At 63.4% G+C, this 13,679-nt stretch carries 14 protein-coding genes; all 14 read left to right on the top strand.

Translation table 11 applies throughout. From position 1 onward, the window contains the following. Window positions 1-44: 44 nt before the first annotated feature. The gene (nuoI, locus tag JTE92_RS16920; RefSeq protein ID WP_022534067.1) at window positions 45-536 is read left to right on the top strand and encodes an NADH-quinone oxidoreductase subunit NuoI; all 492 of its coding nucleotides are present in this window, start codon (window positions 45-47) and stop codon (window positions 534-536) included. Window positions 537-711: 175 nt separating this feature from the next. Then, window positions 712-1,356 carry an NADH-quinone oxidoreductase subunit J gene (locus tag JTE92_RS16925; RefSeq protein WP_063241477.1) on the top strand — a complete coding sequence of 215 codons (645 nt, stop codon included), beginning with the start codon at window positions 712-714 and terminating at the stop codon, window positions 1,354-1,356. Between the two features lie 16 nt (window positions 1,357-1,372). Beyond that, the gene (gene nuoK, locus JTE92_RS16930; RefSeq protein WP_029044763.1) at window positions 1,373-1,678 is read left to right on the top strand and encodes an NADH-quinone oxidoreductase subunit NuoK; all 306 of its coding nucleotides are present in this window, start codon (window positions 1,373-1,375) and stop codon (window positions 1,676-1,678) included. Window positions 1,679-1,736: 58 nt separating this feature from the next. Continuing rightward, the gene (gene nuoL / locus JTE92_RS16935) at window positions 1,737-3,824 is read left to right on the top strand and encodes an NADH-quinone oxidoreductase subunit L (RefSeq protein WP_063241478.1); all 2,088 of its coding nucleotides are present in this window, start codon (window positions 1,737-1,739) and stop codon (window positions 3,822-3,824) included. A gap of 27 nt (window positions 3,825-3,851) precedes the next feature. Beyond that, entirely contained in the window at window positions 3,852-5,318 is a 1,467-nt protein-coding gene (locus tag JTE92_RS16940; RefSeq protein WP_063241479.1) for an NADH-quinone oxidoreductase subunit M, read from the top strand. Between the two features lie 18 nt (window positions 5,319-5,336). Then, window positions 5,337-6,812, top strand: a complete 1,476-nt coding sequence (gene nuoN, locus JTE92_RS16945) for an NADH-quinone oxidoreductase subunit NuoN (RefSeq protein WP_063241480.1) — start codon at window positions 5,337-5,339, stop codon at window positions 6,810-6,812. Window positions 6,813-6,825: 13 nt separating this feature from the next. After that, window positions 6,826-7,134, top strand: coding sequence for a DUF2818 family protein (locus tag JTE92_RS16950; RefSeq protein ID WP_063241481.1), 309 nt, complete (start codon window positions 6,826-6,828; stop codon window positions 7,132-7,134). 43 nt (window positions 7,135-7,177) lie between these two features. Further along, a complete protein-coding gene (locus JTE92_RS16955; protein WP_063241482.1) occupies window positions 7,178-7,804 on the top strand; it encodes an NUDIX domain-containing protein in 627 nt (208 codons plus the stop codon). A gap of 171 nt (window positions 7,805-7,975) precedes the next feature. Beyond that, on the top strand, window positions 7,976-8,431 hold the full coding sequence (locus JTE92_RS16960; protein WP_063241483.1) for a DUF1178 family protein: 456 nt from the start codon (window positions 7,976-7,978) through the stop codon (window positions 8,429-8,431). Between the two features lie 97 nt (window positions 8,432-8,528). Then, entirely contained in the window at window positions 8,529-9,731 is a 1,203-nt protein-coding gene (locus JTE92_RS16965) for an acyl-CoA dehydrogenase family protein (RefSeq protein WP_063241484.1), read from the top strand. A 13-nt stretch (window positions 9,732-9,744) separates the two neighbouring features. After that, complete coding sequence (locus tag JTE92_RS16970; protein ID WP_063241485.1) at window positions 9,745-10,863, top strand: acyl-CoA dehydrogenase family protein; 1,119 nt, start codon at window positions 9,745-9,747, stop codon at window positions 10,861-10,863. A gap of 240 nt (window positions 10,864-11,103) precedes the next feature. Continuing rightward, window positions 11,104-11,547, top strand: coding sequence for a MaoC family dehydratase (locus tag JTE92_RS16975; RefSeq protein ID WP_063241486.1), 444 nt, complete (start codon window positions 11,104-11,106; stop codon window positions 11,545-11,547). A gap of 36 nt (window positions 11,548-11,583) precedes the next feature. Continuing rightward, a complete protein-coding gene (locus tag JTE92_RS16980; RefSeq protein WP_063241487.1) occupies window positions 11,584-12,060 on the top strand; it encodes a MaoC family dehydratase in 477 nt (158 codons plus the stop codon). A gap of 641 nt (window positions 12,061-12,701) precedes the next feature. Next, the gene (cyoA, locus tag JTE92_RS16985; protein ID WP_063241488.1) at window positions 12,702-13,673 is read left to right on the top strand and encodes a ubiquinol oxidase subunit II; all 972 of its coding nucleotides are present in this window, start codon (window positions 12,702-12,704) and stop codon (window positions 13,671-13,673) included. The last annotated feature ends 6 nt before the right edge of the window (window positions 13,674-13,679 follow it).

Here is a 13,679-nt window from a genome sequence, read left to right on the forward strand (position 1 = left end):
ACGGCAGAGCGCGCACCGCGTGGAAATACTAGGAAGCAATCGTCATGCTGCTCGCCATCAAGGACTTCTTCAACAGCCTGCTCCTGAAGGAACTCTTCAAGGGCATGGCGCTGACCGGCCGCTATCTCTTCGCGCGCAAGGTCACCGTCCAGTTCCCGGAAGAGAAAACGCCGATCTCGCCGCGCTTCCGTGGCCTGCACGCGCTGCGCCGCTATCCCAACGGCGAAGAGCGCTGCATTGCCTGCAAGCTGTGCGAGGCGGTGTGCCCGGCGCTGGCCATCACCATCGAGTCGGATGTGCGCAACGACGGCACGCGCCGTACCACCCGCTACGACATCGACCTGACCAAGTGCATCTTCTGCGGTTTCTGCGAAGAGGCCTGCCCGGTCGACGCCATCGTGGAAACGCAGATCCTGGAGTACCACGGCGAGAAGCGCGGCGATCTGTACTTCACCAAGGACATGCTGCTGGCAGTGGGCGACCGCTACGAGCCGCAGATCGCGGCGGCCAAGGCCGCCGACGCCAAGTATCGCTGACCGGCGCACGCGCCACACGGCAGGGCTGCCGCCAGTACCACGCCTGGCAGCCGCTGCCACCGAATTTGAATACGATCCCTCCGATGTGAGGGGTCAAAGCAAGGATGCCGCAGGAGCGGGTCACCCGAAGGGGATGGCTTGTGCCGGACGGCCCTGAGAGGATCCGATAGGAACCATGGAACTCACGACCACCATCTTCTACGTCTTTGCGCTGGTGCTGGTGCTCTCCGCACTGAAAGTCATCACTGCGAAGAACCCGGTGCACTCCGCACTGTTCCTCGTGCTGTCGTTCTTCACGGCAGCCGCGATCTGGATGCTGCTCAAGGCGGAATTCCTCGCCATCCTGCTGGTGCTGGTCTATGTCGGCGCGGTGATGGTGCTGTTCCTGTTCGTGGTGATGATGATCGATATCGATATCGAGCACCTGCGCCGCGACTTCTGGACCTACGTGCCGATGGCCTCGGTGGTGGGCGCGCTGATCATCGCCGAGATGGCGATCGTGCTGGTGCGCAGCTTCATCGGCACCACCACGCCGGTGGTCGCCAGCGGTTCGCAGGAGCCGGGCTACTCGAACACCGCCGCGCTCGGCAAGCTGATCTACACCGACTATATCTACGCCTTCGAAGTGGCCGGCATCATCCTGCTGGTGGCCATCATCGCCGCCGTGGCGCTGACCCTGCGCCGCCGCAAGGACACCAAGGCCCAGGACGTGTCGGCGCAGCTGCGTACCCGCCGCGACGAGCGCGTGCGCCTGGTGCCGATGCAGGCCGAAGTCCAGAACCCGCAGACGGAAGCCGCGGCTGCCGCCAATAAGAACTAAAGCCCGGAGAAACGCTGTGCTCTCTCTCGCCCACTTCCTCGTGCTCGGTGCGATCCTGTTTGCGATCAGCATCGTCGGCATCTTCCTGAACCGCAAGAACGTGATCGTGCTGCTGATGGCGATCGAGCTGATGCTGCTTGCGGTGAACATCAACTTCGTCGCCTTCTCGCATTACCTGGGCGACCTGGCTGGTCAGGTTTTCGTTTTCTTCATCCTCACGGTGGCCGCCGCCGAGTCGGCAATCGGTCTGGCAATCCTGGTCGTGCTGTTCCGCAACCTGGATACGATCAACGTGGACGACATGGACACCCTGAAGTACTGATCCGTGCCGCACTACGCAGATAACCAAGACTCACCGACCGCACACCAATAAGCGTCCTATGGCAACCACGCTCAACCCCAACCTGCTGCTCGCGATTGCGCTGGCGCCGCTAGCCGGCTCAGCGATCGCCGGCCTGTTCGGTACCAAGTTCTTTGGCCTGTTTTCCTCGGAGTCGCGCGGCGGCCGGATCGTGGCCCACACCTCGACGATCCTCGGCGTGGCCATTTCCTTCGTGCTGTCGGTGATGGTGCTGCTCGACGTGATGAACGGCGCCGGCTACAACGGCACCGTGTACGAGTGGATGGCCATCGGCGACCTGAAGATGGAGGTCGGCTTCCTGGTCGATTCGCTGACGGCGATGATGATGGTCGTGGTGACCTTCGTCTCGCTGATGGTGCATATCTACACCGTCGGCTACATGGACGGCGATCCCGGCTACAACCGCTTCTTTGCCTACATCTCGCTCTTCACCTTCTCGATGCTGATGCTGGTGATGAGCAACAATTTCCTGCAGCTGTTCTTCGGCTGGGAAGCGGTGGGCCTGGTGTCGTACCTGCTGATCGGCTTCTGGTACACGCGCCCGACGGCGATCTTCGCCAACCTGAAGGCGTTCCTGGTCAACCGTGTGGGTGACTTCGGCTTTATCCTGGGCATCGGCCTGCTGCTGGCCTACAGCGGCAGCATGAACTACACCGAAGTATTCGCCGCGCGCGACCAGCTGGCTACCGTGGTTTTCCCGGGCACCGACTGGATGATGATCACCGTCGCGTGCATCTGCCTGTTCATCGGCGCGATGGGCAAGTCGGCGCAGTTTCCGCTGCACGTCTGGCTGCCTGACTCGATGGAAGGCCCGACCCCGATCTCCGCGCTGATCCACGCGGCAACGATGGTGACGGCCGGCATCTTCATGGTCGCGCGCATGTCGCCGCTGTTCGAGCTGTCGGACGCCGCACTGTCGTTCGTGCTGGTGATCGGCGCCATCACCGCGCTGTTCATGGGCTTCCTGGGCATCATCCAGAACGACATCAAGCGCGTGGTCGCGTACTCGACGCTGTCGCAGCTGGGCTACATGACCGTGGCGCTGGGCGCGTCGGCCTATTCGGTGGCCGTGTTCCACCTGATGACCCACGCGTTCTTCAAGGCGCTGCTGTTCCTCGGCGCGGGCTCGGTCATCATCGGCATGCACCACGACCAGGACATCCGCAACATGGGCGGCCTGCGCAAGTACATGCCGATCACCTGGATCACGTCGCTGGTGGGTTCGCTGGCGCTGATCGGCACGCCGTTCTTCGCGGGCTTCTACTCCAAGGACTCCATCATCGAGGCCGTGGCCGAGTCGCACATCGCCGGTTCGGGCTTTGCCTACTTCGCCGTGCTAGCCGGCGTGTTCGTGACTGCGTTCTACTCGTTCCGCATGTACTTCCTGGTCTTCCACGGCAAGGAGCGCTGGGGCCAGAACCATGCGCACCAGCACCATGAGGGCGACCACGAGGACGAGGAAGTCTCGCTCGACCATCACCATGGCCTGGCCGCCGGCGAGAAGCCGCACGAGTCGCCGTGGGTGGTGACCCTGCCGCTGGTGCTGCTGGCGATCCCGTCGGTGATTATCGGCGCCATCGCGATCGAGCCGATGCTGTTCGGCGATTTCTTCAAGAACGGCATCGCCTTCAAGGAAGTGATCTTCGTCGGCGAAAACCACCACGCCATGGCCGAGCTGAAGGCAGCCTTCCACGGCTGGGTGGCGATGGCGCAGCACTCGCTGACCACACCCGTGCTGTGGCTGGCCATCGCCGGTGTGGTGCTGTCGTGGTTCTTCTACATGAAGCGCCCGGACATCCCCGAGGCGATCAAGAACCGCTTCTCGGGCCTGTACAAGCTGCTGGACAACAAGTACTACATGGACGCCATCAACCAGGCCGTGTTCGCCCGCGGCGCACGCCTGCTCGGTACCGGCCTGTGGAAGGGCGGCGACCAGAGCCTGATCGACGGCCTGTTCGTCAACGGCGCGGCGCGCGTGGTGGCATCGTTCGCTTCGGCCAGCCGCTACCTGCAGTCGGGCTATATCTACCACTACGCGTTCGCGATGATCGTCGGCATGCTGGTGCTGCTGACGCTGACGATCACGGGCGTGATCGGCACCAAGTGATAGGCACCAAGTAAGGAAAACATAGAAATGGTTCTGTCTTTCTCAATCTGGCTGCCTGTCTTTTTCGGCCTGCTGATCCTGGCCTTCGGCTCGGACCGCAGCCCTGGCTTCGTGCGGTGGATGTCGCTGTTCGGCTCGATCGCCAGCTTTGTTGTCACGCTGCCGCTGGTACTCCACTTCGACCGCACGACCGCGGCGATGCAGTTCGTCGAGAAGGCGAACTGGATCGAGCGCTTCAGCATCCACTACCTGCTTGGCGTCGACGGCCTGTCGATGTGGTTCGTGGTGCTGACCGCCTTCATCACGGTGATCGTGGTGATCTCGGCCTGGGAAGTGATCACCGAGCGCGTGGCCGAGTACATGGCCTCGTTCCTGATCCTGTCGGGCCTGATGATCGGCGTGTTCTGCGCGCTGGACGGCATGCTGTTCTACGTGTTCTTCGAGGCCACGCTGATCCCGATGTACATCATCATCGGCGTCTGGGGCGGCCCGAACCGCGTGTACGCGGCCTTCAAGTTCTTCCTCTACACGCTGCTGGGCTCGCTGCTGACGCTGGTCGCGCTGCTGTACCTGTACAACAAGACCGGCACGTTCGACATCCTGCAATGGCACCAGGCCAAGCTGTCGATGAACGAGCAGATCGCGATCTTCATTGCCTTCTTCGTCGCCTTCGCGGTCAAGGTGCCGATGTGGCCGGTGCACACCTGGCTGCCCGACGCCCACGTGGAAGCGCCGACCGGCGGTTCGGTGGTGCTGGCCGCGATCATGCTGAAGCTGGGTGCCTACGGCTTCCTGCGGTTCTCGCTGCCGATCGCGCCTGACGCGAGCCACTACCTGGCCCCGTTCATCATCACGATCTCGCTGATCGCCGTGATCTACATCGGCCTGGTGGCACTGGTGCAGGCCGACATGAAGAAGCTGGTGGCTTACTCGTCGATCGCCCACATGGGCTTCGTCACGCTGGGCTTCTTCATCTTCAGCGACATCGGCGTCGAAGGCGGCATCATCCAGATGATCTCGCACGGCTTCATCTCGGGCGCCATGTTCCTGTGTATCGGCGTGCTGTATGACCGCGTGCACTCGCGCCAGATCGCCGACTACGGCGGCGTGGTGAACACCATGCCGAAGTTCGCCGCGCTGTCGGTCTTCTTCGCGATGGCCAACTGCGGCCTGCCGGCCACCTCGGGCTTTGTCGGCGAGTTCATGGTGATCCTGGGCGCCGTCAAGTTCAACTTCTGGATCGGCCTGCTGGCTGCCACCGCCCTGATCTTCGGCGCCGCCTACTCGCTGTGGATGGTCAAGCGCGTGATCTTCGGCGACATCGTGCACCAGCACGTGCGCGAGCTGGTCGACCTGAACAAGCGTGAGTTCGTCATGCTCGGCCTGCTGGCCATCATGACGCTGTACATGGGCCTGCACCCGAAGCCCTTTACCGACGTGATGCACCCGTCCGTGGTCAACCTGCTGCAGCACGCGGCGCAGTCGAAGCTGTAATCGGGGAGAGATATCAATATGCAACCGTCCTCGACACTCGCCCCCGTGGCGCCGATCATCTTCCTGGCGATCGCCATCGCCGCGATCAACTGGATCGACCTGGCCCGGGGCAAGGGCAAGCAGAGCGTGGCCTACCCGCTGTCGCTGCTGACCACGGCGGTGCTGACCGTCTGGTTCGGCATGAACGCCGCTGCCGGCGAGACGCACTATGCGTTCTCCAACCTGGTGGTGATCGATCCGATGGCCAACGTGCTGTCCGCGTTCTGCGCGGCCGGCCTGTTCATCACGCTGGTCTATACGCGCAGCTACCTGGCTGACCGCGACATGTTCGCCGGCGAGTTCTACATGCTGGCGCTGTTCACGCTGGGCGGCCAGATCGTGATGATCACCGGCAACAACTTCCTGACCCTGTACCTGGGCCTGGAACTGCTGTCGCTGTCGTCGTACGCGCTGGTGGCGCTGCGCCGCGAATCGCGCGTGACCTCGGAATCGGCGATGAAGTACTTCGTACTGGGCGCGCTGGCTTCGGGCTTCCTGCTGTACGGCATCTCGATGATGTACGGCGCCACCGGTTCGCTGAACCTGGGCGAGGTGTTCCGCGCGGTCGAGTCGGGCCGCATCAACACCACGATGCTGGCCTTCGGCGTGGTCTTTATCGTCGCCGGCCTGTCGTTCAAGCTCGGTGCCGCACCGTTCCACATGTGGATTCCCGATATCTACCAGGGCTCGCCGACCGCGGTGACGCTGCTGATCGCGGGCGGCCCGAAGGTTGCCGCGTTTGCGCTGTTCATCCGTGTGCTGGTGGAAGGCCTGCTGCCGCTGGCCAATGACTGGCAGATGATGCTGGTGGTGCTGTCGATCGTGTCGCTGGCGATCGGCAACCTGACCGCTATCGTCCAGACCAACCTGAAGCGGATGCTGGCGTACTCGACCATCTCGCACATGGGCTTCGTGCTGCTGGGCCTGCTGTCGGGCGTCGTGGCCAACAAGACTGATGGCGCCGCCGATGCGTACAGCGCGTCGATGTTCTACTCGGTGACCTACCTGCTGACCACGCTTGGCACCTTCGGCATCATCCTGCTGCGCACCAAGAAGGGCTTCGAGGCCGAGACGCTGGAAGACCTGAAGGGCATGTCGCGCCGCAACCCGTGGTTCGCCTTCCTGATGCTGGTGATGATGTTCTCGCTGGCCGGCATTCCGCCGACCGTGGGCTTCTACGCCAAGCTGGCGGTGCTGGATGCGGTGGTCAAGGCCGGCATGAGCTGGCTGGCGGTGGTTGCGGTGATGTTCTCGCTGATCGGCGCGTTCTACTACCTGCGCATCGTCAAGCTGATGTACTTCGATGAGCCGGCTGGCGAAGAGCAGCTGCAAGCGACTGCCGGCCTGCGCTCGGTGCTGAGCCTGAACGGCGCCGCCGTGATCGTGCTGGGCATTTTCCCGGCCGCGCTGATGAACCTGTGCTACCAGGCCATCCGCTCGACCCTGGGTTCCTGACCAGCCATACGCCATGAGCGCATCCGCAAGCGGCTGGTTTGTCATCCTGCTGGCACTCGTCAGTGCGAACCTGCCGTTTGTGAACCAGCGCCTGTTCATGGTGATCCCGCTCCGGTGGGCGCGCAAGCCGCTGTGGCTGCGCCTGCTGGAGCTGATCGTCTGGTATGCGGTGGCCGGTGCCGCCGGTTTCGCGGTGGAGGCCAGCCTCGGCAATGCCTTCCCGCAGGGCTGGCAGTTCTATGCCATCACCGCCTGCATGATGCTGGTGTTCGCCTTCCCGGGCTTCACCTGGCAATACCTCGTCAAACACCGCACGGCCTGAAGCCGGTCTTGTCGGCGCCGGGCCTGCCTGCTCCGGAGCGTCCATGACCGACAAGATCCAACGCGGCACCCAGTCACCTGCCGACCCCGCCGGAAACGACGACGCACTGAAGGAAGTCTGCGTCGCTTCGGCCACGGTCCATCGCGGCAAGTTCCTCACCCTCAAGCAAGACATCGTCCGCCTGCCGGATGGCAAGCAGACCGGGCGCGAGTACATCGTGCATCCGGGCGCCGTGATGATGATCCCGTTGTTCGACGATGGCACCGTGCTGATGGAACGGCAGTTCCGCTATCCGGTCGGCGAAGTCATGCTGGAATTCCCCGCCGGCAAGCTCGATCCGCAAGAGGGCGCGCAACGCTGCGGCGAACGCGAGTTGCAGGAAGAGACCGGCTATACGGCCAGGCGCTGGGACTACCTGACGCGCATCCACCCGGTCATCTCTTACTCGACCGAATTTATCGACATCTTCCTGGCGCGCGACCTGACGCACGGCGAGGCGCAGCTGGACGATGGCGAATTCCTGGAGACGTTCATCACGCCGGTGGGGCAGGTGATCGACTGGGTGCGCAGCGGGCGCATCACGGATGTGAAGACCATCATCGGCGCTTTCTGGCTGGAGAAAATCGTTTCCGGCGCCTGGCAGCCGGGCGAGCAGGCGGTGCCGCGCTGACTCGCTCCGGCAGCGGGGCGCGCACTGCGCTAAGCTGGGTGTGGAGGCGATGAGCGCATGTGCCTAAAACTGCATGTTCGTTCTCCGAACGGTCGTTCGAGAAAATTTAGCACGACCGTTCACAAAATTTCGATTCGCGGATAATATAGCTTTTGACGGGCTGGAAAGATCATGAAGGTGCTCGACCTGCGCTGCGCGCATGACCATCGTTTCGAGGGCTGGTTTGCCTCGGAGGAAGAAGCGCAGTCGCAAATCGCGCGCGACCTCGTCCAATGCCCGGTCTGTGGCGACCACGCCGTGACGCGGCTCCCCAGCGCGCCGCGCCTGAACCTGTCAGGCGCGACTGCGCCGAAGGGCGCTGCCAGGCCGGCGCAGCAAGCGGCAACCGCCGCGGCACCGGCGACACTGCAAGCGCTGTACATGAAGGCAGTGAAGCAGGTGCTGGCTCAGACCGAGGACGTTGGCGACCGCTTTGCCGAGGAGGCAAGGCGCATGCACTATGACGAAGCGCCGGAACGCGGCATCCGCGGCTCGGCTTCGCCAGAGGAAGTGCAGGCGCTGGCCGAGGAGGGCATCGAGACTTTCCCGCTTGTCGTGCCGGATGCGCTGAAGCAGACGGCTCACTGAATTGCGTCCTGTGCCCGTTGCTGTCGGCGCATGACGCGCAAGGCAGAACAAACCGCCGGCAGCCTGAGACGATGCCGGCATCATCATGGAGACGGGCATGGATCTCAACTACTCGGCGTCCGACAACGCCTTCCGCGAGGAAGTGCGTAGCTGGCTCGAAGCCAACTTGCCGGCGGACATCCGCAGCAAGATTCTCAACCACCGCCGCCCGAGCCGCGACGACCTGGTGCGCTGGCACAAGATCCTCGCCGGCAAGGGCTGGTCGGCGCCGCACTGGCCCGTCCAATTCGGCGGCACCGGCTGGAATGCCACCCAGCGCCATATCTGGGACGAGGAGAACGCCCGCGTCGGCGCACCCGGCGTGCTGCCGTTCGGCGTGGCCATGGTGGCGCCCGTGATCATGAAGTACGGCAACGAGCAGCAGAAGTCGTACTACCTGCCGCGCATCCTGGATTGCACCGACTGGTGGTGCCAGGGCTATTCCGAGCCTGGCTCGGGTTCGGACCTGGCGTCGGTGAAGACCCGCGCCGAGCTGACCTCGGACGGCAAGCACTACATCGTCAACGGCCAGAAGACCTGGACCACGCTCGGCCAGCACGCCGACATGATCTTCTGCCTGGTCCGGACCGACCCGGAAGCCAAGAAGCAGGAAGGCATCTCGTTCCTGCTGATCGACATGAAGACGCCGGGCATCACCGTGCGCCCGATCATCATGCTCGACGAAGAGCATGAAGTGAACGAGGTCTTCTTCGACAACGTCAAGGTGCCGGTCGAGAACCGCGTCGGCGAAGAGAACAAGGGCTGGACCTACGCCAAGTACCTGCTCGGCCATGAGCGCACCGGCATCGCGCGCGTGGGCAACTCCAAGCGCGAACTGGGCTTCCTGAAGCGGGTGGCGCGCCAGCAGCAGAAGAACGGCAAGCCACTGCTGGAGGATCCGGTGTTCGGCGCCAAGGTGGCCGCGCTGGAAATCGAACTGATGGCGCTGGAAATCACCGTGCTGCGCGTGGTGTCGAGCGAAGCCGCGGGCAAGGGCCCCGGTCCCGAGGCGTCGATGCTCAAGATCAAGGGCACCGAGATCCAGCAGCTGCTGACCGAGCTGATGGTCGAGGCCGTCGGCCCGTACGCCCAGCCGTTCGATACGGCCTACCTGGAGTGCGAGACCGAGCATGCGGTGACCGGCAACGACGACGCCGCGCCGCTGGCCGCGTACTACTTCAACTATCGCAAGACCTCCATCTACGGCGGGTCCAACGAAATTCAGAAGAACATCATCAGCCAGATGATTCTGGGGCTGTGAGGAGACACGTAACATGAACTTCAATCTCAGCGACGAACAGAAGCAACTGGCCGACGCCGTCCGCCGTTTTGTCGAGAAGGACTACGGTTTCGAGGACCGCAAGAAGAATTACGAGAGCGCTGCCGGCTACGGCGAATCCGCCTGGGGCTCGCTGGTCGAGCTCGGCCTGACCGCGCTGCCGGTGCCGGAAGCGCAGGGCGGTTTCGCGGGCAAGGCGCTCGACATGATGGTGGTGCAGCAGGAACTGGGCCGTGGCCTGGTGGTCGAGCCGTACCTGGCCACCGTGGTGGGTGCCTATGCACTGGGCCTGGCCGGCGGCCAGGATGCGCTGCTGGAGCAGGTCGCCGGCGGCGAGCTGAAGCTGGCCGTGGCCTTCAACGAGCCGCAGGCGCGCTATGAGCTGAACAACGTGCGCGTCACCGCCCGCGACGGCAAGCTCAACGGCCGCAAGACCGTGGTGCTGCACGGCGGCCAGGCCGACAAGCTGATCGTGTCGGCGCGCAGCAGCGGCGGCGATGCCGACCAGGATGGCATCTCGCTGTTCCTGGTCGATGCCAGGGGCGCCGGTGTCAGCATCAAGGACTACCGCACCATCGACAACCTGCGCGCGGCCGACATCACGTTCCAGGATGCGCCGGCGCAACTGCTGGGCGACGCCGGCAAGGGCTTCGCGCTGGTCGAGCAGGTGGCCGACTATGCCGCGGTGCTGCTGTGCGCCGAGGCCGTGGGCGTGATGGACACGCTCAACGCCGCCACGCTGGAATACGCCAAGACGCGCCAGCAGTTCGGCCAGCCGATCGCGCGCTTCCAGGCGCTGCAGCACCGCATGGTCGAAATGTTCATCCATGCCGAGCAGTCGCGCTCGATCACGCTGCTGGCCGCGGCCCGTTTTGAAGAGGCCACGCCGGAAGAGCGCCGCCGCTACGTCTCCGCCGCCAAGGCGCGCGTGGGGCAGGCAGCGCGCACGGTCGGCCAGGAAGCGGTGCAGATCCACGGCGGCATGGGCGTGACCAACGAACTGCCGGCGGCGCATATGTTCAAGCGGCTGACGCTGATCAACACCACCTTCGGTGACGTGGATCACCACCTGGGCCGGTTTGCCGCCCAGCCGGGGTTCCAGGAAGCAGCCTGACGCATGACTCATGCATGCTGCCGGTTGGCTCCCCTCTCCCGCGTGCGGGAGAGGGGAGCGTCCGCCGGCGGCGCCAGCTTGCGTCTTACATCCTGACCGCGCCAGGGCCTACAGGCCTTGGCGCGGTTTTTCTTTGCGCGCTGTTAGGGACGGGTTCGGCAAATACGGACGCTCCGCCCTGACACGCATGCGATCATCCTCAAGACAAGGCCATCGCCATCCATGACGGAGAGACAAGCAATGCTGTATTTCGAAGACTTTGAAGTCGGCAGCCGCCGCGAACTGGGCTCCTACGTCGTCACCGAAGAAGAGCTCCTCGCCTTTGCCCGCCAGTACGACCCGCAGCCGTTCCATATCGACAAGGAAGCCGCAGCCAACAGCATCTACGGCGGGCTGATCTCGAGCGGCTGGATGACGTGCTCGATCATGATGCGCCTGCTGGTGCTGAGCACCACCGGCAAATCGGCCAGCATGGGCTCGCCCGGCGTGGACGAGATCCGCTGGATCAAGCCGGTCTATGCCGGTGACACGCTGACCGTGGTACTCAACGTGCTGGACACGCGAGCCTCGCAATCGAAGCCGGACCGCGGCATCGTGCATACCCAGTGGGAGGCCACCAACCAGCGCGGCGAGCTGGTCTGCACCGTCAAGGGCATGGGCATGTACGGCCGACGCCCCGCATAACGACACATCCACCCACCCATCGAGGAGACAACCGAAATGCGTACCATCGCAACGCTGGAAGAACTGGAAGGCCTGCAAGGGCAGGAAGTCGCGGTCAGCGACTGGATGGAGGTGACCCAGCAGCAGGTCAACCAGTTCGCCGAGGCCACCGGCGACCACCAGTGGATCCACGTCGACGTGGAGCGCGCGAAGAAGGAGTCGCCTTATGGCGCCCCGATCGCCCATGGCTTCCTGACGCTGTCGCTGCTGCCCAGGTTCATGCAAAACGCGCTGCACATGCCGTCGAAGATCGGCGTCAACTACGGCCTGAACCGCGTGCGTTTCACCGCGCCCGTGCCGGTGGGCAGCAAATTGCGGGCACGAATCAAGCTGCTCAAGGTCGAACGGCTCGATCCGCTGCCGAAGTCGCCCGAGCTGGTGGGTGCCCAGTCCACCTGGGAGGTGACGATCGAGCGCGAGGGCAGCGAGCGTCCGGTATGTGTCGCGGAGTCGATTTCCCGCCGCTATGGATGACCCCACATCCACCGTGTGGTGTTGAGCTGCGACAAAGGTTCTGATGCACTGCGACAATATGCCACACAGAAATGTCGCACCCACAAAGCCGCGCCAATGCGCGGCTTTGTGCATATTTATTGTCGAAATTGTGATCTTGACGACAATCAAGTGCTGCGATGCGACGACAGCACATGATTGTCCGTTTATCTGAACGCTGTGTTCTGTGGCGTTGGGTTTACCCTCAATGTTGCGTTGCGGTACATTCGCGCCCACGATGTTTTACGTGTTGCGCTCCCCGGCCGAAAACCGCGCTTGCTCCCAGGTCTCTGATGGCAAGTCCGTCGGGAAGTGCAAAAGCCTCGTATTCCAACGCTACCCGGCCGCTGTACTGAGCCGGGACCGTTCGCGGTTTCGGCCACCAGGTGCCGCAGCGCCGGCAAGGTCCCACAGGGCCTGCAGCGCGCGCAGTCAGTTGTCCTTCCGTGTTCATGGCGTTGCAAGGCCGCATGGTCCTCCGGCGTTAGATTCGCCGCCCGACCGCAACGCCAGCTAAGGACACGTCCTTCCGGTTTTCCCATAGCCCCACGCCTCTTGCGCGAGCATCAGGCGGTTTAGCCACGCTTTTGCCCAAAGCGCGGTGCAACCAAACCAGTCGTGACATGAAGAAACCCATACTGCCGCGTTGGACGCGGTTCCTGCCCTGCCTCGGCCTGCTCCTGCTGGCCGGCTGCAACATGACGCTGCTCGACCCGAAAGGGCAGGTCGGCGTCGACATCAAGAACATCATCCTGATCGCCACCTGGCTCATGCTGCTGGTGGTGGTGCCGGTGATCGTGCTCACGCTGGTGTTCGCCTGGAAGTACCGCGCGTCCAATACCAAGGCGCGCTATGAGCCGGACTGGTCGCACTCGACCGCGATCGAAGTGGTGGTGTGGCTGATCCCGTGCCTGATCATCATCGCGCTGGGCATCATCACCTGGAAGTCCTCGCACGACCTGGACCCGTACAAGCCGCTGGAATCGAACAAGAAGCCGGTCACCGTCGAGGTGGTCGCGCTGAACTGGAAGTGGCTGTTCATCTATCCGGAGCTGAAGATCGCCACGGTCAACCAGATCGCCTTCCCGGTCGACACCCCGGTGAACTTCAAGATCACCTCGGATTCGATCATGAATTCGTTCTTCATCCCGCAACTGGGCAGCCAGGTGTACGCCATGGCGGGGATGGAGACCAAGCTGCACCTGATCGCCAACCATGCCGGCTCGTATGACGGCGTGTCCGCCAACTACAGCGGCGGCGGCTTCTCGGGCATGAAGTTCAAGGCGGTCGCCATGTCGAACTACGAGTTCGACGAATGGGTCGCCAAGGTGCGCGCCTCGTCGACCGAACTGGGCGTTGAAGGCTACAAGACGCTGGCACAACCCAGCGAGAAGGAGCCGGTCACGTACTACGGCAAGGTGGAAGACCAGCTCTTCCACAACATCCTGCACAAGTACATGGACCACAGCGGCACCGCGCTGGCCGACAAGGGTTTCAAGGGCGGCCCGATCTGCACGTCGCGCAACACCCTCGGTGAAGAGCAGTTGTCGATGACCACACCGGCCAAGCTGGCCACCGTGGTATCTGGCGCGTAATCCTGG

Origin of the sequence: Cupriavidus oxalaticus, assembly GCF_016894385.1 — a bacterium.
Taxonomy (GTDB): Bacteria; Pseudomonadota; Gammaproteobacteria; order Burkholderiales; family Burkholderiaceae; genus Cupriavidus; species Cupriavidus oxalaticus.

Bases quoted from the DNA above. Each gene is read 5' to 3' on its own strand.
- nuoL (WP_063241478.1), top strand. From the start codon at position 1,737: ATGGCAACCACGCTCAACCCCAACCTGCTGCTCGCGATTGCGCTGGCG.
- nuoN (WP_063241480.1), top strand. From the start codon at position 5,337: ATGCAACCGTCCTCGACACTCGCCCCCGTGGCGCCGATCATCTTCCTG.
- JTE92_RS16975 (WP_063241486.1), top strand. From the start codon at position 11,104: ATGCTGTATTTCGAAGACTTTGAAGTCGGCAGCCGCCGCGAACTGGGC.
- JTE92_RS16955 (WP_063241482.1), top strand. From the start codon at position 7,178: ATGACCGACAAGATCCAACGCGGCACCCAGTCACCTGCCGACCCCGCC.
- JTE92_RS16970 (WP_063241485.1), top strand. From the start codon at position 9,745: ATGAACTTCAATCTCAGCGACGAACAGAAGCAACTGGCCGACGCCGTC.
- JTE92_RS16950 (WP_063241481.1), top strand. From the start codon at position 6,826: ATGAGCGCATCCGCAAGCGGCTGGTTTGTCATCCTGCTGGCACTCGTC.
- JTE92_RS16940 (WP_063241479.1), top strand. From the start codon at position 3,852: ATGGTTCTGTCTTTCTCAATCTGGCTGCCTGTCTTTTTCGGCCTGCTG.
- JTE92_RS16965 (WP_063241484.1), top strand. From the start codon at position 8,529: ATGGATCTCAACTACTCGGCGTCCGACAACGCCTTCCGCGAGGAAGTG.
- cyoA (WP_063241488.1), top strand. From the start codon at position 12,702: ATGAAGAAACCCATACTGCCGCGTTGGACGCGGTTCCTGCCCTGCCTC.
- nuoI (WP_022534067.1), top strand. From the start codon at position 45: ATGCTGCTCGCCATCAAGGACTTCTTCAACAGCCTGCTCCTGAAGGAA.
- JTE92_RS16980 (WP_063241487.1), top strand. From the start codon at position 11,584: ATGCGTACCATCGCAACGCTGGAAGAACTGGAAGGCCTGCAAGGGCAG.
- JTE92_RS16925 (WP_063241477.1), top strand. From the start codon at position 712: ATGGAACTCACGACCACCATCTTCTACGTCTTTGCGCTGGTGCTGGTG.
- JTE92_RS16960 (WP_063241483.1), top strand. From the start codon at position 7,976: ATGAAGGTGCTCGACCTGCGCTGCGCGCATGACCATCGTTTCGAGGGC.